This is a genomic window from Roseomonas haemaphysalidis, from assembly GCF_017355405.1.
Lineage (GTDB): Bacteria > Pseudomonadota > Alphaproteobacteria > Acetobacterales > Acetobacteraceae > Pseudoroseomonas > Pseudoroseomonas haemaphysalidis.
This window is the reverse complement of record NZ_CP061180.1, coordinates 80,923-100,141: the sequence shown is the minus strand read 5'-3', so window position 1 is coordinate 100,141 and position 19,219 is coordinate 80,923. Positions and strand designations below refer to the sequence as shown.

The 19,219-nt window shown below is 59.5% G+C and carries 17 protein-coding genes and 2 pseudogenes; 12 read left to right on the top strand and 7 right to left on the bottom strand.

Annotated elements, in window-relative coordinates:
* Positions 1–116 precede the first annotated feature (116 nt).
* Positions 117–356, top strand: a complete 240-nt coding sequence (locus IAI59_RS22040; RefSeq protein ID WP_207419973.1) for a hypothetical protein — start codon at positions 117–119, stop codon at positions 354–356.
* The gene (locus tag IAI59_RS22035; protein ID WP_207419974.1) at positions 353–634 is read left to right on the top strand and encodes a hypothetical protein; all 282 of its coding nucleotides are present in this window, start codon (positions 353–355) and stop codon (positions 632–634) included. Before IAI59_RS22040 ends, IAI59_RS22035 begins: the two co-directional genes overlap by 4 nt.
* Positions 635–2,399: 1,765 nt before the next feature.
* Here the strand turns inward: IAI59_RS22035 and IAI59_RS22030 are convergent.
* Positions 2,400–3,365 (bottom strand): outer membrane protein, encoded by a 966-nt coding sequence (locus tag IAI59_RS22030; RefSeq protein WP_207419975.1) that lies wholly within the window; start codon positions 3,363–3,365, stop codon positions 2,400–2,402.
* A gap of 82 nt (positions 3,366–3,447) precedes the next feature.
* Positions 3,448–5,499 carry a methyl-accepting chemotaxis protein gene (locus IAI59_RS22025; RefSeq protein WP_207419976.1) on the bottom strand — a complete coding sequence of 684 codons (2,052 nt, stop codon included), beginning with the start codon at positions 5,497–5,499 and terminating at the stop codon, positions 3,448–3,450.
* A 470-nt stretch (positions 5,500–5,969) separates the two neighbouring features.
* On the opposite strand from IAI59_RS22025, the gene IAI59_RS22020 reads away from it, so the two are divergent.
* A complete protein-coding gene (locus IAI59_RS22020) occupies positions 5,970–6,488 on the top strand; it encodes a PEP-CTERM sorting domain-containing protein (protein WP_207419977.1) in 519 nt (172 codons plus the stop codon).
* 257 nt (positions 6,489–6,745) lie between these two features.
* On the opposite strand, the gene IAI59_RS22015 is transcribed toward IAI59_RS22020, so the two are convergent.
* A complete protein-coding gene (locus IAI59_RS22015; protein WP_207419978.1) occupies positions 6,746–7,132 on the bottom strand; it encodes a hypothetical protein in 387 nt (128 codons plus the stop codon).
* Between the two features lie 1,245 nt (positions 7,133–8,377).
* Here IAI59_RS22015 and IAI59_RS22010 point away from each other — a divergent pair.
* Together IAI59_RS22010 and IAI59_RS22005 are read left to right on the top strand one after the other, a co-directional pair.
* Positions 8,378–8,635 (top strand): hypothetical protein, encoded by a 258-nt coding sequence (locus IAI59_RS22010; protein ID WP_207419979.1) that lies wholly within the window; start codon positions 8,378–8,380, stop codon positions 8,633–8,635.
* Positions 8,632–8,862: a hypothetical protein gene (locus tag IAI59_RS22005; protein ID WP_207419980.1), complete on the top strand. Its 231-nt coding sequence runs from the start codon at positions 8,632–8,634 to the stop codon at positions 8,860–8,862. The genes IAI59_RS22010 and IAI59_RS22005 overlap by 4 nt, the downstream gene beginning before the upstream one ends.
* A gap of 90 nt (positions 8,863–8,952) precedes the next feature.
* On the opposite strand, the gene IAI59_RS23240 is transcribed toward IAI59_RS22005, so the two are convergent.
* Both IAI59_RS23240 and IAI59_RS23235 read right to left on the bottom strand, forming a co-directional pair.
* On the bottom strand, positions 8,953–9,075 hold the full coding sequence (locus IAI59_RS23240; RefSeq protein ID WP_207419981.1) for a PsiF family protein: 123 nt from the start codon (positions 9,073–9,075) through the stop codon (positions 8,953–8,955).
* A complete protein-coding gene (locus IAI59_RS23235; RefSeq protein ID WP_237181260.1) occupies positions 9,041–9,217 on the bottom strand; it encodes a PsiF family protein in 177 nt (58 codons plus the stop codon). Before IAI59_RS23235 ends, IAI59_RS23240 begins: the two co-directional genes overlap by 35 nt.
* Before the next feature lie 394 nt (positions 9,218–9,611).
* On the opposite strand from IAI59_RS23235, the gene IAI59_RS21995 reads away from it, so the two are divergent.
* Together IAI59_RS21995 and IAI59_RS21990 are read left to right on the top strand one after the other, a co-directional pair.
* Positions 9,612–10,046 carry a Ros/MucR family transcriptional regulator gene (locus IAI59_RS21995; RefSeq protein ID WP_207419983.1) on the top strand — a complete coding sequence of 145 codons (435 nt, stop codon included), beginning with the start codon at positions 9,612–9,614 and terminating at the stop codon, positions 10,044–10,046.
* Positions 10,047–10,353: 307 nt separating this feature from the next.
* On the top strand, positions 10,354–11,160 hold the full coding sequence (locus IAI59_RS21990; protein WP_207419984.1) for an IS5 family transposase: 807 nt from the start codon (positions 10,354–10,356) through the stop codon (positions 11,158–11,160).
* Positions 11,161–11,726: 566 nt separating this feature from the next.
* Here IAI59_RS21990 and IAI59_RS21985 read toward each other — a convergent pair.
* Complete coding sequence (locus tag IAI59_RS21985; RefSeq protein ID WP_207419985.1) at positions 11,727–12,128, bottom strand: hypothetical protein; 402 nt, start codon at positions 12,126–12,128, stop codon at positions 11,727–11,729.
* 292 nt (positions 12,129–12,420) lie between these two features.
* Between IAI59_RS21985 and IAI59_RS21980 the strand changes: the two genes are divergently transcribed.
* From IAI59_RS21980 to IAI59_RS21975, 3 genes are read left to right on the top strand one after another with little or no spacing between them, the layout of a single operon-like run.
* Positions 12,421–13,863 (top strand): type I secretion system permease/ATPase, encoded by a 1,443-nt coding sequence (locus IAI59_RS21980; RefSeq protein WP_237181257.1) that lies wholly within the window; start codon positions 12,421–12,423, stop codon positions 13,861–13,863.
* Positions 13,851–14,093, top strand: coding sequence for a hypothetical protein (locus IAI59_RS23230; protein WP_237181256.1), 243 nt, complete (start codon positions 13,851–13,853; stop codon positions 14,091–14,093). Before IAI59_RS21980 ends, IAI59_RS23230 begins: the two co-directional genes overlap by 13 nt.
* Positions 14,090–15,454 carry an HlyD family type I secretion periplasmic adaptor subunit gene (locus IAI59_RS21975; RefSeq protein ID WP_207444028.1) on the top strand — a complete coding sequence of 455 codons (1,365 nt, stop codon included), beginning with the start codon at positions 14,090–14,092 and terminating at the stop codon, positions 15,452–15,454. Before IAI59_RS23230 ends, IAI59_RS21975 begins: the two co-directional genes overlap by 4 nt.
* 595 nt (positions 15,455–16,049) lie before the next feature.
* Here IAI59_RS21975 and IAI59_RS21970 read toward each other — a convergent pair.
* Entirely contained in the window at positions 16,050–16,940 is an 891-nt protein-coding gene (locus IAI59_RS21970; protein ID WP_207420052.1) for a hypothetical protein, read from the bottom strand.
* Between IAI59_RS21970 and IAI59_RS21965 the strand changes: the two are divergent.
* Positions 16,939–18,061, top strand: a pseudogene (locus IAI59_RS21965) (IS3 family transposase). The gene IAI59_RS21970 and the pseudogene IAI59_RS21965 sit on opposite strands and share 2 nt — an antisense overlap.
* Before the next feature lie 157 nt (positions 18,062–18,218).
* Positions 18,219–18,962: pseudogene (locus tag IAI59_RS21960) on the top strand (IS5 family transposase).
* The last annotated feature ends 257 nt before the right edge of the window (positions 18,963–19,219 follow it).

The following is a 19,219-nucleotide window of genomic DNA, read 5'->3' as shown; positions in this document are numbered from 1 at the left end:
TTGTTAACATTAATATTTTGTCATCAACCTAGGGTTAAACCATTTCAACCTACAGAGCGTTGTTGCGGCCAGCTTTCTTGGCCTAGGGTGCCTTCCCAGCAGAGGAACCTTCGGTGTTGAACGAGCGCGCTTACGATCTTCAGGAAGCCCTTACGATTGCCCTCCGCGAGGAGGTGGGCGACGATCCCGTTGATCGGCCCCGCCTGATGGCGCTGCGCGATTCCTTTCGCAAAACCCTCGAAAACGCCGTGTCGCCGGACAACACCGTCACCGACATGGATTACCGCGCGCAACTCGCCGCGGCCTTCGAGGCTGTCTATCAACGGCTCTACGCTGCCAGCCGTGTGTCGCGATGAGCGACAAGGCCAGCGAACAGCGGGTCTTGCCCACCGAGCCGCCGCCGTCCCTGATGTTCGAGATCGTGGCCGATGTCGCCATTCTGCAGGCCGTCGTCACCGGCCTGGCCAAGACAGATCCGGCCGTACTCGCCACTGTCCGCGCCGCACTCGCGCAGCTGGCCGTCACCTCGGCCAGGGTTGGCCAGCATACCCCGCTCGTGCAGTTGATGGACGACACCATGCAGCGCCGTATCGCGGCTTTTGAAGCCAAGCTGCCGAGACACAGCATCGGTTAAGCCGATGCACAGGCTTCCGGCTCGATCTCCGCCGCACCATAAATCAGGGCACGGGATATTGGGCCTAGCCTGGGGTGGATGGCGAACTGCCTTGCTGCCACGGCTTCATCCCCTCCTCTAGGTAGCGATCTGAGACGGACTTGGCGGAAGGGTTGTTTCGGCGAGGCTCAGTGCCCTTCCGGTGAGCTAATATGACGCACCTCGTTCTGCTCCGCCGCTACCTCCTGCTTGGAGGCACATCCCTCGTCCTGGTCTACCTCTGCCTCGTGATCGGCGTTGCGTTACTTCAGAATGGATCGTCGGCCATTATCCTGCCTAGCTGGATCCGGCACGTTGCTGACGCGGGTCTCCCGATGCTTGTCGCCTCGCTCCTGATTGCCGGGGCCACTCGGCGGGGATGGCAACGGACCATCCCGTTGCTCGCATTAGGTCCACTCGTTGCGCTAGCTGCTGGCTTGGCGATCCTTATGCCGATGCGCGTCGAGGCTGATCAGATCACGCTGCCAGACGGTCGGGTCGTCGTGATGACCTACGAGCCTGTCCCGACGGACACCGTTTTCGCTGTTTGGGAGCGAATGGATGGCATACGATGGCGGCCGCTCTACGCGATGCCCGGCCAGATCACATATTCCGAGGATGGCTCCTTCACAGCCGATCCACGCCTGGTCGTGAGCGACGACGGTCGGCACCTGCTTCTGCGACGCGGCGGCATCTGGACAGATTGCTGGCCAATCGGGGAACGCCCGAGCTCATGCCCGTTGGGCGAGAGCCCCTCAAGCCGAGATCAATGGCTCGAGCGCTCCAGGCGAATTACGGCGACCATTGGCGATATCCGGCTTCCGGCACGAGGCACGCGATAACTCAATATCGGGCCTGGCACCCAGTTGCCATGTGTCGGGCAATCAAGCATGTCGGCAGCCGACTCTATTTAGCCTCCCCACCGCAGCGCTTCGGGTAGTCACCGAGCATGAGCCTCCAGCCCCGCGGTATAGACTGGCCGTTTTCATGATTCTGTACTGAGAGACGCATGTTGCTATCATCTTCAACGCACTCAACAACGGTATTTGTCAAACCTAGCGGATGAGTTGCATTTCCGAGCGAGTAGTGAGGAGATGGATCCATCTCGATAGGTGAGGTCCTCTGCCTCCAATTAAGTAGAGGCAAAACCGATTGCAGCGTCAGGGTCACGTCTGACGCCAGATTCCACGTTGCGTATAGGTCTTCTATCTTCCCCGACGGCGAAGATCGGATCACTACCGTGATGGACGAGCATGAAGCTGTCGTTCTAGCTTCAAGCTGTTCTCCTGCGACGTCGTACACCATATAGCCAATCTGATTCGGGTTGACATAAGGGTGGAACACTCTGGAACCGCTGGAAGCTGCGGCCAGAAGATCCGCGTATTGGACAGCCGAGTAAAATCGGGCCGAAGTCTTACCCAGAAGGGCGATGCCGTTTAGCGCCTCAATCAGCCTGCTGTTCTCAGACATAGATGCGCTGACCGATGTGCTGCTTAGTAAGCAGTCTGCGGTCTCTGGAGTGGCTGCACATGCTGCGATAGTCCAGCATAAGCCGACAGTGGGAAGCAGTCTTGTAAGTCGCTGGTACCGCATTTCGCCGCCCTGATAAGTCATTCCACTGGTGTGGACGGCCTGTACCATGTTGTGAATTGTCCGCTTCCCACCCCTCTCCCGCATTGGCCTGCGACGATAGGCACGCGATAACTGCTCACCGCAGTCCATTAGGACTATGTTTTACAGAGCCGGATCAGAAGCGACGTACGAGCCCGACGTGGTAGGTGTTGCGTAATGGCGTCACCTTGGCACCTGCGAAGTTGCTATCGGGGGCCATGGTACGATCATAGCCAACCCGGATGATGTTGTTGTCTGCTACAGAAAACTCGACGCCGAAACCTGTGCGGAACCCGGTGAGGTGTTCGGTGCCACTGCTTGAACTGCGCTCGATGCGTAGTTTCTGCGTTTCCATGCCAGTGGTCACGTAGGGCATGGCCCAGGGCACAGGCACCCACCCAAACCGTGCTGCAGCCCCGAAGGTCAGCCCGCCTTCGACGCGGGTATCGTAGCGGTTCGGCACTCGTACGACAGCATCACCGACACCGGGAGCAGCATCAATCTCCACACCATAATAAATGCCTCCCATTCGGGTTGCCCAACTTGTACCCCAACCCAGACTGACTCGGGCCGTGGTACCAGGTAACGTAACCGTTGATACGGCCGGAAAAGAGCTGAGCTCCGCCACTCGCTCTTGTCCCGCCATCAAGAGCGCTTCGCCCGCCCTTATGGCTTCCTCGCTTGCCTTGATCGCTTCTGAGGCAGCCTGAAGCGAAGCCGCCTCATGCAGGAGGTGCTGCCGCATCTGTTGGAGCAAAGGATCCAGCGTGACCGCAGCCTGCGGATTGATTGCTGCTTGCTTCTCGGTTACGCTCAGAAGTTGCTGATTCGCAATGAGGTGGCGGATGCCTGCTTCGAAAGCGATGCGTCGCTCAGCAACCTGCGCACTGCTCGCTGCAAGCTGAGATTCGTCTTGCGTTAAAGTAGTGTAGGCATTGCGGACTGCAGCGCCCTTTGGGTTGCTGGCGTTAACCTCGAGAATTGTCTCGGAATAAGTGGCCTCGATGCCAAGCCGAAAGCCATCGAAGGCGCTATGTGCTGAGACTGAAACCGAGATTGCGCAGCTTATAATAACAAAGATCACAAAGTGTGTGTATCGCACCAGAAACTCCTTGCTGCAGGGAAAACTTGCGAGGCTATACCATTAGAAAGTGTTAGCTTCTGTCGCAGCGCAGCAATGTCTTTCAGGCGACCAATGCATGTCCTGCTTGCTTCAATCTGACCATGATAACGTCTATCGCGCGCGAGACGCAGCCGAGCGTTCTTTCATCCTGTCGGAACGACACGATCAGCACGCTATCCCTGGAGTCGACAATTCTCGCCGAAACGAAATCATTCGTGTCCGGCAGACCCACCAGTACCTCCGCACCGACATCGCAAGGCCACTCACAGATGAGGGACGCGCCACCCAGCGAGATATCCTGGATCGTGGCGGACCCGGAGCCGTGCGTATCGCAGCGCAGCTTCACCGGCGCATCCCCACCCGGCATACGCTCGTAGCGTCGCCGGTCACCACTTTGCTGGCTCGCGCGCATTGCGTTGAGGAAATCATCCACCTCTTCGCGCAGACCTCGAGATTGGTCGTTCACGCTATTGGCCGCCTCGAGCACACGGCGGCTGGCGGTGCCTGATTGCTCGGCGGTGGCACAGACGCCTTGCATCGCCTGGGTAGCGATGTCTGTGGCGCGGGAGATGCCCTGGACCTGCAAGGCGATCTCCCGCGTGGCCGCGCCCTGCTGCTCAACCGCAGCGGCGATGTTTCCGGTGATGTCGCTGATCTGGATGATGGCCGTCGCGACGCCACGTACTGCTGTGACAGCTTCATCGGTCGCTGACTGGATAGCTGTCACTTGGGCGCCGATGCGGCTGGTGGCCTGCGCCGTCTGAGCGGCAAGCTGTTTCACCTCCCCCGCCACCACTGCGAAGCCCTTGCCGGCCTCACCGGCCCGCGCTGCCTCAATGGTGGCGTTCAGGGCCAGCAAGTTGGTCTGGCCAGCAATATCTGAGATGAGCCGGACCACCTCACCGATCTGGCTGGCTGCCTCACTCAGTCCCTGCACTGTGGTATCCGTGGTGCGTGCTTGGGCAACGGCGTCCCTGGAGGCATCAGCGGCCTGACTGACTTGGCGTGATATTTCTCCCACGTTGGCAGTGAGTTGCTCGGTCGCCGAGGCCACGGTGGCCAGGCTTCTCGAAGAATTCCCAGCCTCAGCGGTGCTGCCCGCCATGTCATGCAGAGTCTGTTCTGCGCCGTCGGCCATTTGATCGGCGGCCCCGCGCATACCCTCAGCCGATAGGCCGAGTTTCACAAGGACGCCAGAGACGGTGGTACCGAAATCGTGCGTCAGGCGGTCCATGGCCTCCTGCCGGCGATCCTTGGCCGCACGCTCAGTGGCGATTTGTTTGTCGGCCTCTCGTGCTCGCAGCGCGCCGTCGCGCAGCATCTCGATGGCACGCCCGATCTGGCCCAGCTGGTCGGTCCGCTCGGCACAAGGTGAAGGCTGGTCGAGGTTCCCCTCCGCAATAGAGCGCACACTGGCAGCTAGGCTACTCAGCGGGCGCATGGACGAGCGGAGAGCGTACCAACGCACTGTACCCACGACGATGATGACGACCAGCCCCGCCAACAAAGCTTCGAGGATGATACGGTGCATGACCACATTCGCTTCAGCCATAGAGACGCCCACAAATAGGATGCCCACCGGTTCGCCAGACACGTCGCGGATCGGCTCGTAGATGGTCGCGTAGGGGGTGCCCAGAATGTCGGCATTGCCGACATAGGTCTCCCCGCGCCCGAGCACTGCCTCGCGGGCCGGCCCCGCGGCGAGTTTGGTGCCCACCGCCCGCGCACCGTCAGGACGCCTGACGCTGGTCGCTATGCGGGTGTCCCCCGCAAAAATTGTGGCCACGCCACCTGCGAGCTGACCAGCCTTGTCGGTGATATCGTCACGTCCGTTCAGCAGCTGTCCGTCGAGCGTCAAGCGGCCGTCTTCCCCCAGATGCCACTCGGTACCGATACCTTGCAGCTTGTCGTGCAGTACCGCTAGGTTGGTGCGCAGCATCCGCTGTACACTGTCGTTCTGCTCATCCTGGACAATGCGCATCGTCCAGGCCTGCACGGCGATGACCGCCAAGACCACCGCGAGGAGAGAGGCGATCAGAAGCCGTGGCACGATCCCAATGCGGCCGGCGCGGCGCAAAAATGAATCGGAGATACCGGACATCACACAGGCCATCCTATTGAAGCAGTGCTCAAAGATGCCGATGCGCTGGTAAACAGCAGGTCAAGACGGGCGCGCATTTTCACTGTCGGCTAAATCTCGTAAAGCGCGCTGCTACGCATGCCTCCAGAGTTACTGGATAAGTTTACTTGTAATCATTCACGAGCCGTGTCCTACCCCAGTGCAATGCCAGAAGTGAGAACTAAAGCACGATAGTCTGTCACTATCGGTCCGGCTGTCAAACGAGCGATATTTTCGTTTAAACAATATCATATTAGCAATATTTGATTATGTAAGAAATTTATCGCGCGTTCATAGAGTGATAGCGTTTGGTCCGGCAATTCATCAGATGGGTGTGGAAGCTTGTGCTGCCTCCCAACGGTGAAGCAGGAACGATCTCCATGAAGCGCCTTGCCTCCCTCCCTGCCCTCGCTGTCTGAACCCTGCCTCTTGGCCTCGCCAGCGCCCTGCCCGCCAGCGCCGCCGTGATAGGCAATATCGGCAATATCACCGTCCAAGGCGGCAGCACGTCCTCCAGCTTCGCGCCGAACGCCAGCTACACGCTGTTCGGCAACAACGGCGAAATTTTCAAGTCCGTCGATATCTCCACCACCGGCACCGCCGCGGTGACGTCGTTTGGTGCACCCTTCTTCAGTCCACCCTGGCCGACCTCGAAGTTCACCAAGCGGGGCACGGTGGTCTATGGCAGCGGCAATCTCTTCGTCTCCTATCCGACCAAGGCGGATATCGGCGCCTCGCTGAACGACACCTCCGTCGTGCTGGCATTCACCATCGCCGATGGTACCTACGGCTTCGTGCGCTTCAACGGCACCACGCCGCTGTTATACGCTTATGAAACGGTGGCCAGTCAGTCGATCGTCGTCGGCTCGGCCTTCACCGGTCCGATCAACCCGCCGACCGCCGTGCCGGAGCCGGCGTCTCTGGCGCTGTTTGGCATGGGCCTTGCCGGACTGACAATGGTCCAGCGTCCCAAAGCGATCTAATCGTCCACCTTCGCCAATTTGGTGGTGGTTAGGGCTGCCTGGCGGTACATCTGCCAGGCACGCTACCGAGAGCAGCCCTGACTCAGCCTGATCAGTCCGGCTTACCAGACACAGCCGCCCCAACTCGAATCGGGCCGTCATACAAGGCTTAAGCAGTGAAAACAAACGAGTCTGAGGACAGCGGGCATTGAAAGCTTGGCCTGCTTTGCTCAACTATTAAGCGTTGATTTTAACGCGGAACGGTGACCAGAAAAATGTCAGTCTGGTGACGATGGCGGGTCAGATATGTGCTGCGCGGTAGCGTCAATGCCTGGCACCAGCGGCATAAGACGGTAGGCGCGCTTCATCTCCCCAATAGCGTCTTCACCAGCCAGAACGATCGGCAAGTCCGGTATCGGCAGGGGGCGATCCGATGCTGTTCGAGCCAGCCGGGCGAGCTCAACCGCGCCGAATTGGATGGCAACCTCAGTGAGGGCCTGTGAGGCTCGAAGATAGGCGATGGGATCGCCAGCATGCGCAGCTTTGAGCATGATACGTGTGTATTGCCGGACATCGGCCTCGAAGCTGTGCAGCATCAGGCTGATGACGGAGAATGGCATGCCGCCGAGGATGCCGTCCGCTGCTGAACGATCGATAACGCCCATGGGATTCTACTGGTGGTGGAGAAAAGGCGGATAGCAGTCCTGGCTGAGCAGGACACTGTGCTATCTGCAGAGAGTTACACTCTCCGCAATTATGAGGCTGCGAGTGGCCAAAATGGCACAGCACAAGCCGCCCAGGCACGATAATGTGGCGATCCTACTCCTAAACATTCTGCAACCCGAGATTGTCTTGATATGGCGTGCCTTAGGCAGGTTAGCGCTGTGACGGAGCCTGGGCAGACAGAATGGCTACCGCAGGAATCCCAATGCCTCTAAAGACGCCGTGTCAGTCCAGCGCCAGCTCGGCGATGTGGGGGGCAAGCGTGTGGAAGTGGCTGGCGGCCAGCCGTAACTGGCGGCTGGCATGCACCTAGAACAACAGCGTGACGTGGAAGCGATCTGCTACCAGCTGTCGCACGAGGGGCTCGTAGTTGCCGTCGCTGGCCACCAGCGTGAAGCTGTCGCGATCAGGGTCGGCCATACAACAGGCATCGCGGGAGACGCGGGTCACCCCGCCAGTGTCGACGTGCTTCTCGTGGTCGCCAGCACTGCTCTCGAACACCTGCACTTCGAAGCCGGGTGCCTGGGCATACGCCCAGGAGGCCAGGTTGGCCTAAGTGATGGAGCCGAAGACAGCGGCGCGCAGCGAATCACTCACTGCGCGTTACATGGCCATCAGTGGTGAAAGTTGAGGCGGTAGGCAAAGTCGCTGGACGTGACGATGGTTCACTGCGACGAGACTGTGCACTAGGCCACGAGCCACAGCACTGAATTCCCGGGCCTTTATGAGTATATTGCTGTAGTCGATAGGCGAGGTGTCCAGGAGGACCTTCAAGAAGGTCGGACGCTTCGCCACATGACAATGCGAGTGGCAGCCTGCGCAATAATGTCAGGGAACAGATGATCTTATCGTAACCAGTGTCAAGCACAGCACGGCTACGATACATCTGCGCTCAGCCGTACGCATGGGTGCATAGGCCGTATTTTGCAGGCCAGATGTGTTGACAACATAAATTTTCACTGTGCGGCGACCATTTTTTTGTTATTTTCCTGAATCGGGATACTTAGTATTTTTTGCCACTGCTTTGCCGTCGTCGTCACGTTGCTAAGACGTTGTTAGCTAACGCTTCGAAGAGGTTGGGAGGCCAAGATCCTCCCCAGGCTGGCTTTCCGGAAACCTTAACACAAAATTTTACTCACAAAGCCGTGATATATCGGTTTATGTGGTTGCAACCTGGATTCTACGTGATGCCCCTTAGCCGAGATCTTCCCCGTCCACCTGCGCGTATTCGTGCCGCTCGCCTCGTCAATGGCGATATCCAGCCGCTAATTGGCGGCTACGTTGAGCCGCATGTTCTGGCAAGGCAGCAACTTCTGGAATTGTGGGACAAGTTGTCGACGCAGGGCCGCAAGTCTGTTCTCACAGTTGCCCTACTGGTGACACAGGAAGAAGCGCTGTCCCTCGATAAGGGTTCCGCCATAATTCCGGACAGTGAAATCACATGATTGGCGAACATGGACAGCAAGATGGCGGCGCCTTAACATTAGACCATTATCGTGCGGCAAAAGTGGTCATGGACGAATTTGGCGCTGAAGCCGAGCAGACTATTCTACGTCACATTTGCCGCTTAATCGATCAGGACGACAATGAAGGTGCGCAGATGTGGCGCTGCGTTCTCGCAGCCTACGACGAGCTACAGACAGTTCAGTCAGGCGTTGGCCTGATGCACTAGCGGATAAATGCGCAATGGCGTCCGGGTTGATCAGCAGACGACCGGAAGCCAGCGATCCTGGTGTGGATAAGGCCGCCTGCCTTGTGGTCATTATCGTCGAGGAGCGGGAGTTGCTGGCAACGGTGTCCGCCCGGCCAGACAGTCGCTCATGAAGCTACGCCGAGCGTCTATCGCAAAATTACGCGTACTTGCCTCCGCGTTGCACGACGTCATTCGTTCTCTTTGCGCCATTTGAGCGGCGTTGGGCTGTGGACGCGTTGGTGCTGAGCGTCCAGCCAAGCACTCTCTCATAAAACGTCCGCCGGGCATCGCCAGCTAGGTTACGCGTGCCAGCGTCTGTGTTGCACGAACGCATCCTATCCTGTTGGGCAGCTTGGGCGGCTGTTGGCTGTCGTTTTGTTGGACCTATCGGCGTCTGGGCAAAGGCATTGGATGACATGGTGGCTAGGGTCAATCCAAGTAAACCGATTTGAAGCGATCGATGCAGCAACATGCTTGCCTCCCCTTGGTGCCAAGACCGACAGGAAGCGCTTCGATGGCGTGGTAAGCAAGCACAAACGTTCTCTGTCCGATCGTTGAAAGCTTGGATCACAAGAACTGCCTTGTTGACCACTTATTGCCATGTTTTTGGGTAATTCTAGTTTTTTTCAGGCGCTGACCTTGCCTTCACCCTAGTTCCATTAGCTTATGATGGAAGACTGCTTTCCACCCCTTGTAACTGGCTCCCAAACCTCGTGTCAGGAATATCGATGGAAGAAATGGCTAACCAACATTTGCTGGAACTGACGGCGCAGATTGTCGCCGCGCATGTCTCCAACAACCCGGTGTCGCTGCCTGAGGTCCCGTCGCTGATCGAGCAAGTGCATCGTACGCTGGCCAGTCTCGGTCGCGCCGCCCCCACACCCGCTCTGGTGGCCGAGCGGCCAGAGCCGGCCGTATCAATTAAGAAGTCGGTGACGGACGAGTTCCTGATTTGCCTAGAGGATGGCAAAAAGCTGAAGATGCTGAAGCGCCACCTCAGAACGGCCTACGATATGACGCCCGAACAGTACCGCGAACGCTGGAACCTGCCGCCCGATTATCCGATGGTGGCGCCGAACTACGCCAAACATCGCTCCTCGCTCGCCAAGCAGATTGGCCTCGGCACCAAGCCGCGCGGCGGCCGCCAGAGGCGTTCCGTCTGATAGCATCACTCACGCCTCCCCTTAGGGGGACGTGCAACATGCTATCTTAGTCCGATCAATGTCCAAAGGCGTGAGAAAGGTATTTCCGTAGGTCTCGGTGGCAAAACACGTGTTGATGACTGCCATCGCGTTTCCCGGGGACAGTCTCACAAATCGCTTTGGCCGGATCCGACGTGCCATGGTCAGGATCGCCACGTTGCTCAAAGGACTGTTTTTGGAAGAATTCTACAGTGCGTGCCGCTGCCTCGTCTGTGTGGCCTAGAGGCTGTTATGGACCTACGGGTCGGTAACGATCAGGTTGCGGGGTATGAGTGCCAGCAAGCCCTATCCGTCCGATGTTTCCGATGACGAGTGGGCGCTGGTTGCGCCCTATCTGACGCTACTGCCCGAGGTGGCCGGGCAGCGCGAGCACAGCTTGCGCGAGGTGTTCAACGGCTTGCGTTACGTCATCAACACCGGCACGCCCTGGCGCTGGATGCCAAACGACCTGCCGCCCTGGGCTGCCGTCTACCAGCAGGCGCAGCGCTGGTTGGCGGCAGGTTGCTTCGAGGCGCTGACCGAGGATCTCCGGGCAGTGTTGCGGCGGGCAGCCGGACGAACAGCGCAGCCCAACGCTGCCATCCTCGACAGCCGGACTTTGCGTTCCTCGCCTGAGAGTAGCGAGCGGGCGGGCTATGACGGGGCCAAGCGCAAGAATGGCTCGAGGCTGCACTTGGCGGTCGATCCGCTAGGCCATCTGCTGGCGCTGCACGTCACACCTGCCAGCGTGGATGACCGCGCCGAAGTCGGCCGCCTGGCGCAGGCTGTACAGGTCTCCACCGGGCAGAGCGTCGAACTGGCCTATGTCGACCAGGGCTACACCGGCGAGCGGGCCAGTGAGGCCGCCAGAGCGCATGGCATCGAACTGGAGGTGGTGAAGCTGCCGAACGCCAAGCGCGGCTTCGTGCTGCTGCCGCGGCGCTGGGTGGTCGAGCGGTCCTTTACCTGGGCGACACGGTTCCGGCGGCTGGTGAAGGACTATGAGCGCTACGCTAGCACTCTCGCTGATCTCCACCTCGTCGCCTTTGCCTGCCTCATGCTCAGACAGGCCGCTCGACTGGCCGCAGGTCCATAACAGCCTCTGCAGTTCTGCCAGCCCGGCGCCCTGAGTGACACGCAGAAGATCGGTCGCGATCTGTGCCGGCGTGACGCTAGGTCCGATTGAGATACCGCCCACAGCCCCCGCCATCGGCCGTTCTGTCTCGATATGGCCTTCAGGGTTGGCGATGACGACATATTCTAGGTTCATCGAGCCGCCCACGGGGCCAGGGAACAAGGTGGTACCACTGTTGCTGTGCCACGCAGGTCCAAGGCATGGCACACGGCGCCCGTCCCAGCGGACCAGCGGACCAGCGGACCAGCGGACCAGCAACAAGGTCAGCGATCAGCATGAGCATGCAACAACAGCGTGGGGCCTGGCGGTGCGCCGGCCATGCCGTCACGAATGGTTTGCAACTGGAGGTCTTGGAAGGCAATGAAGGCCTCCGCCTGCGCCTACCGGCCGAGAATATCGCCCAGCAGGCGCAGGCTGGGCGCGGTATTGCGCAGCGGATGCAGGAACAGGTCGACCAATATCATCGGCGCGGCAACGGCCGGCAAGGTGGCTCACGTCGCCGCCGAATCCTACCATAGGCAAGAGATTTACTTAAACTCTTCTGTCCGGCTTCGTAGTTCCTCCGCTAAGCGATTGGCTCCAATTCGATCAATAACTATGTCTATTGATTCCTGTACTTTATTGTAAGCCTTTACAACGATTTTATCTGATGAATTTGATGTTCCAACATTGAATTCATGCACATCTATTGATGTTAATGCCTTTGGCATCTCAACAATCTGCGGTCCTTTCTGTGAAATCCACGAAATAATTGTCATTTGTAGATCGACGAAAAGTTTATGTGCTTGTTGATGATCCATATGAACACATAGGTTTAGCCCGGATTTATCAGTGATGGGCATATGAAATCCCTGAGATGATTGTCCTATTCTAAGTATTTCTTTTGCAGAGATATGCACCATTCTTTGATCGATCGTATTTTCCTGCATAATTTTATTTCCTGTCAATTGAAAAGTGTTTTACTCGGGAAAAGTTAAAATCTTCTTTCTCTCAATTTGAATTTTTATCTCAAGAAAATCTTTAGCTTTTTGTGAAAAACTTGGTGCGTCAGATCAGTGGACAATTACAATGTCAGTCTTGGTCAAATTAAAGATTATTGTTAAAACGCTTTATTGTACAAATTAGATGTACTTAGAAAAAGTTGATAGAATTTCAATTCTATCGGAAGCAATCAAACGGTGCAAAACTGAGTTTATTTTTGTTGCACTTTGCAGCGGCGTCGTGAACCTGCTGCAGCTCACCGTCTCCATCTACATGATGCAGGTGTTCGACCGGGTGCTCGCCACCCGCAGCCTCGATACGCTGCTGTTCCTGACGCTGATCGCGCTGGGGGCTATCCTGCTGCTGGCGGTGCTGGAAGCCGTGCGCAGCCAGGTGATGCAGCGCATCGCCAGCTGGGTCGAGGCCCGCGTTGCGCCGGAAGGGTTCGAGCGGGCGCTGGAAGCCCAGCTGCGCGGCCGGCCTTACCGGATGGAGGCCCTGCGGGACCTGGCGGTGTACCGGTCCTGGGTCAGCTCGCCGGGCGCTCTGGCGGTCTACGATGTCCCCTGGGTGCCCATCTATCTGGCCGCCATCTTCCTGCTGCACCCGGTGATGGGCATGATCGCCCTGGCGGGCGCGGTGCTGTTGTTCGGCCTGACGCTGCTGAACGAGTATTCGACCTCGGCCCTGCTGCGGCAGGCCAACACGGCGGCGCAGGCGGCGCAGCGCCGGGCCGATGCCATTGCCCGCAATGCCGAGGTCATCGACAGCATGGGCATGGCCGGGGCGGTGATGCAGCGCTGGCAGACCGGCGTCGACCAGATCGCCGGCCCCCAGCAGAAGGCGGCGAACCGGGCGGCGATCCTGCTGTCCTCCACCAAGTTCTTCCGCCTCGCGGTGCAGCTGGCGGTGCTGGGCGTGGGCGCCTACCTCGTGCTGCAGCAGGAGATCACCTCGGGGGCCTCGATCGCCGGCTCCATCATCATGGGCCGCGCCCTGGCCCCGGTGGAGCAGCTGATCGGCGGCTGGAAGGGCTTGGTGCAAAGCCGCCAGGCGCTGAAGCGGCTGAAGGCATTCCTGTCCATGCCACGCATCCGCCCGCCCGGGCTGGCGATGCCCGCACCGCTCGGCCACGTCAGCGTCGAGCGCGTCACCTACGGCATTCCCGGCCAGACCACCGCCATCATCAAGGGCGTGACCTTCTCGCTGGAACCGGGCGAGAGCCTCGCCATCATCGGCCCCTCGGCGGCCGGCAAGACCACGCTGATCCGCATGCTGATCGGCACCCTGCCCGCCTCCACCGGCCATGTGCGGCTCGATGGCGCCGACGTCTTCACCTGGAAGCGCGAGGATTTCGGCCGCCACATCGGCTACCTGCCGCAGGACGTGGAGCTGTTCGACGGCACGGTGTTCCAGAACATCGCCCGCATGGCGGAGGCCGAGCCCGACGACGTCTTCGCCGCCGCCATGCTGGCCGGCTGCCACGACATGATCCTGCGCCTGCCGCAGGGCTACGACACCGAGATCGGCGAAGGCGGGCAGCATCTGTCCGGCGGCCAGCGGCAGCTGGTCGGGCTGGCGCGCGCCATGTTCGGCGCCCCCAAGCTGGTCGTGCTGGACGAGCCGAATTCCAACCTGACGGCGACGCCGAGGCCGCCCTGCAGCGCGCCGTGGACACGCTGAAGAGCCAGGGTGCCACGGTGGTCCTGGTGTCGCACCGCCCGGCGCTGGTGCAGGGCGTCGACAAGGTTCTTCTGTTGCGTGACGGGGCGGCCGAGATGTTCGGGCCGCGGGCCGAGGTGCTGCGCCGGCTGATGCCGCCGCCGCGCCCGGCCTCCGCCACCACGGCGGCCACGGCGCCGTCCACCCAACTCACCCCGGCAGGGCGCCTGGCGCCTGGAGGCGCGGCATGAGCGTAACCACTTCTCCCTCCGGCGCCCTGACGGACCGCCGCAACCTGCCGCCGCTGGTGGCGGCACCGGTGCTGCCGAAGCGGCCCCGCACCTCGGGCCCGATGATGCTGGGGATCGGCTCCATCGTGCTGTTCATGGGTGGCTTCGCCGCCTGGTCCACCCTGGCGCCGCTGGCCGAGGCCGCCATCGCCCCCGGCCAGATCCGCAGCGAAGGCAGCCGCCGCACCATCCAGCATCTCGAAGGCGGCATCGTCCGTGAGATCCTGGCGCGCGATGGCGACCAGGTGAAGGCCGGCCAGGTGCTGATGCGCCTCGACGAGGTGCAGTCGGACAGCAGCCTGGAAACATTGCGTGGCCAGCGCTGGGCCTTGCTGGCGCAGTTCGCCCGCCTGCAGGCGGAGCACGAGGGGGCCGGCGACATCGCCTTTCCGGCGGAGCTGCTGGGCACCACGGACGCCCGTGGCTTGGAAGCGATGACCGGCCAGCGCACCTTGTTCGCGGCCCGGCAGGCCAGCCTGAACAGCCAGATCCAGGTGCTGGAAGCCCGCGCGGCGCAGCAGGAGGCGACCGCCTCCTCCGCGCAGGCGCAGATCGGCAGCCAGCGGCGGCAGCTCGAGCTGATCCGTCGCGAGGAGCAGGACGTCAAGACGCTGGTGGCCCAGGGCCTGGAGCGCATGCCCCGCCTGCTGGGGCTGCAACGACAGGCCGCCGCCTTTGAAGGCAACCTGCAGGATCTGTTGGGCCAGACCGAGAAGGCCGCCGCCGGCGCGCGGGAAGCGCGCAGCCAGATGATCCAGACCCGCGACCAGCGCCGTGCCGAGATCTCGACCGAGGCACGCGACGTGCGGTCCCGGTTGAACGATGCGGATGAGAAGCTGCGGGCCGCCCAGGATGTCGCCACCCGCCGCGAGATCGTGGCGCCGGAAGACGGCACCGTCATGAACAGCAAGTTCTTCAACCTCGGCGCCGTGGTTCGCGCGGGCGAGCCGGTGATGGAGCTTGTGCCGTCGCATGACCGCCTGGTGGCGGAGGTGCAGCTGTCGCCGAGCGACATCGACGTGGTCTACCCCGGGCTGCAGGCCGAGGTGCGGCTGCCGGCCTTCAAGCAGCGGCTGGTGCCGTTCCTGCATGGCCACGTAACTTATGTGGCGAGCGACGTGTCCATGGACGACCGCACGCGCGCCAGCCATTACCGCGTGCAGATCACCGTGGACCAGGACCAGCTGGCCCGGCTGGAAAACGTGGAGCTGCGGGCTGGCATGCCCGTCGAGGCCCAGATCCAGACCGGTAGCCGCAGCTTCCTGCGCTACATGATCCAGCCGGTGCTAGACAGCTTCCACCGCGCTTTCAAAGAACCCTGATTTTGCCATTGATCATTCAAATGTCGTCAAAAAAGCTGCTTCAGCCATAGCAACCGCGCAGATTGCTTTGACGATGGGAACTGCCCTAGATGCGTTCAGCACATCAAAATACGTCACGTTGACCATCAGTAGGCGACGCCTTCCTTTTGACTAGCTAGCACGCTTACGATCGGACTGATCTGGCAACCTACCCGCTAGCGTTTCACTATTAGCGCGAGGTTGCGCAGTGTGATGGGCAGAACCATCGCATCTGGCTCATAAAGCACAAAGAAAGGGGTTGCCACGGCCCGAAATAAACCGGCAGCATATGCCAGCCGGGCCCCGGGCGAGCCAAGTAACAGATCGTGATCAGTGCCAGCCTCTAATCGCTTCCGGAGTGTCTGTAACGGTCGCTAGCGGGTAGCGGCAGAAGCCGCATAGTCCGCAATTTCTGGTCGGTTAGATCCGAGTTACTGGGGCGCCCATACGCTGCCTGCAAAGCCCGGTGTCGCCCGGTCCACATTGCTTACATCTGGGACGGCAGAAGCGCCCAGGCGCCCCGAAAGTCCGCTCATACGGAGTCTAAGATGCGCAAGCAATGATTTTCAGAGTAAATTCATTTCTGAATTTCACTATATTTATTTAACGAATAAGCTATATCACGGTCTATTATTTCTATTCTGCCAGCCATGTCCGTAGCAGTTGACCTAAGTATTTGTTTGAGAAAACGTGCTCTGCGCGAATTCATGAAGTCATGGCTCTCGTACAAAATATTGTGCGTCAAATCATCATTTTCTTTGAGAATTTCCTGTAGCATTTGCTGGTCAGACGGCACATCATACCAATTTCTTGCTTTCCGTAGATCTGCAATTGAAGTGCGCTCGAAAGAATTCATCCATTTTTTGATCAATATTCTGGTGTCTTCGTGCGAGTAGTTGCAAAAAAATACTCCATCGTTCACATCCCAATTATGTCCACTATCACTACCTCTAGTAAAAATAAAGGAATTTTTATTGTTGCCTACTAGATATTTTGTGATGTCAAAAGAAAGGTCGTACACATAAGCATCGGCATCGAGGTAGATGAGCCATCCCCTGAATTGGGCGTCTAAAAGATAGTTGGCATAAACAATCCTATTAAAGGCAGCATGCCAACTATGAAATCCTCGCAGGTATCCACAGAAACTGTTATAAAGTATATTCATATTTTTACAATATAAATTATTTATTTTGCTAGTAGAAGACAACATTTCAAAGTATTCTTGCGGATCGCATGATTGAAACATCACAAAATCATGCCAAGGTTTGTTTAACATCAAATTTAAGCCTCTGTCCGAACAGCCATACGTTAAAGCGTAAAATTTTTGCTTAGCATAGTGACCTAAGACTCCCTTCGAGAATGTGGTGGCCGAGGTGTTTAAGTGCCTGAGGTGAAATGACGAAAGTGGTCCGGATCTGATGATAGTCTTTCGGCGGATTTCCCCATGACGGATGGAGAGATTGGCCATGAAAAAGCGGTTCTCAGTGGAGCAGATCGTGGCGGTGCTGAAGCAGGCCGAGCTGGGCCTGCCGGTGGCTGACCTGACCCGCAAGATCGACATCTCGGAGCAGACGTTCTATCGCTGGAAGAAGCAGTAGGCGGGTCTAGAGACCGATCAGGTCCGCGAGTTCAAGCAGCTCACGGATGAGAATGCCCGGCTGAAGAAACTGGTGGCCGAGCTCAGCCTGGACAAAGCCGTGCTGCAGGATGTGCTGTCAAAAAAGTTCCCCGGCCAGCGCTCATGAAAGAGGTTGTAGCCTATGTGGCGAGCCGCCACGGCTACAGCGAGCGCCGGGCCTGTTCTCTGACGCGTCAGCACCGCTCCACACAGCGCAAACCGAGCACGCGTGATCTGCGGCTTGAGATCCGGCAGCACATGCGCGAGATCGCGGCGACACGGATCCGCTACGGCTACCGGCGGGTACGCATCATGCTTCGACGTGACGGCTGGACAGTGGGGCGCAACCTGGTCTGGCGCTTGTACCGCGAGGAAGGTCTGACATTGCGCGAGCCGAACGGCCGCGGCGGCGCAAGATGGTGGTGCACCGGGAAGCCCGGTGCGCGCCGAAGCATCCGAACGAGGCCTGGAGCCTGGACTTCATCCACGACCAACTCAACAACGGCGCAAAAATCCGAGCCCTCACCGTGGTCGACATTTACAGCCGCGAAGGCTTGGCGATCAAGGTGGGCCAGCGGCTCAAGGGCGAGCACGTTGTCGAGGCGCTGAACCGGCTGGTTCGCCAGCTGGGCGCTCCGAAGGTGTTGTTCGCCGACAATGGCGCCGAGTTCACCAGCCAGCTGGTCGACTTGTGGGCCTACCATCATGGGGTACGGATCGACTTCTCGCGACCGGGCAAGCCGACCGATAACGCCTTTATCGAGACGTTCAACGGGTCGCTGCGGGATGAGTGCCTGAACCTGCACTGGTTCGACACGCTGACCGAGGCCAAGGCGGTGATCGAGGCCTGGCGGTGGGACTATCATGAGAGCTGTCCCCACATGGCTCTTGGCCAATGGACGCCACAGGAATACTTTTTGCTGACAAGCTCTTCACGCCCGATGAAGGGCTTGGCGACCGACGAAGGCTAACGCTGGACCTCGACCACCACACCCAAGCGCTTCAGCCGCTTATACACTGACATTTTGCTCGGATCACCTAGGGTTTGTTAGCGCCTGACCATTGACCTATCTGCTACGGGAACAGTGGAGAGGGGGAGGCGAAGTGGTGCTGACGGACGCGCAGTAGGTGGTGCTGGAGCCGCTGATCGAGGCTTGCCGCCCACACCGCAAGACGCAGCATCACCACCTGCGGCGCACGATGGAAGCGATCATCTGGCGCTGCCAGAACGGCGCCAAGTGGCGCGCCATACCCACCGAGTACGGCCCCTGGTGGATGGCGGCGCAGTGCTTCATTCGCTGGGGCAGGCATGGTGTCTGGGAACGTCTGCTGAGCCTGGTACAGGAGAAAGGCGTGCGGTTGGGCATGATCTTCCTCGATGGCAGCAATATCCGAGCACATCAGAAGGCCGCCGGTGCGGCCAAAAAGGGGGATCTGGAGCCCGACGCGATACGCGTGAGGCTCTTGGCCGATCACGTGGCGGCTATGGCACCAAGGCCTGCGTGATCGCTGACGGCGGCGGCGGCCGCGCCGTCGCCTTCAGCCTGGCACCGGGCCAGGCCCACGAACTGCCGATGGCGCGTGCCCTGCTCAGCCGGTTGCCGAAAACGCCGACCTGGGTGGTGGCTGACTGCGACTGCACCAGCCATGCCTTGCGCGAGCACATCTGGAGCATCGGGGCACGTCCCGCCATCTCGCCGCAGCGCCATGAAGCGCCGGTCGCTTGTCCACCTTGGACCTACCACAACCGCAACCGGGTTCCAGGCGCGGCTCAAAAAACGGCGGGCTGTCGCCACACGCTACGAGAAGACTGCTCAATTCTTCCTGGGTGTCCTCTGCCTTGCCGCCTCGCTCGATTGGCTCAGGAACTAACCGACCCTAATGGGGGCTGGTCACCCCCGATGCTCCGAATGTGCTTGCGCGAGGCATGGTTGGTGTAGCCGCAGTCCGCCACCACCCAACTTGGCATTTCTGGCAAACAGCCGAGCGAGGCACGCTCCATCAATAGATTTTGGGCTTGGCTTGAGGCCGAGCCGAAAGCGACGGAACGCCCGTTGCCGTCAGTCAGCACGCAGGCTTCGGTGTCGTAGACGCCGCACGAGCGGCTAAGCGCCTCACGCGTATCGCAT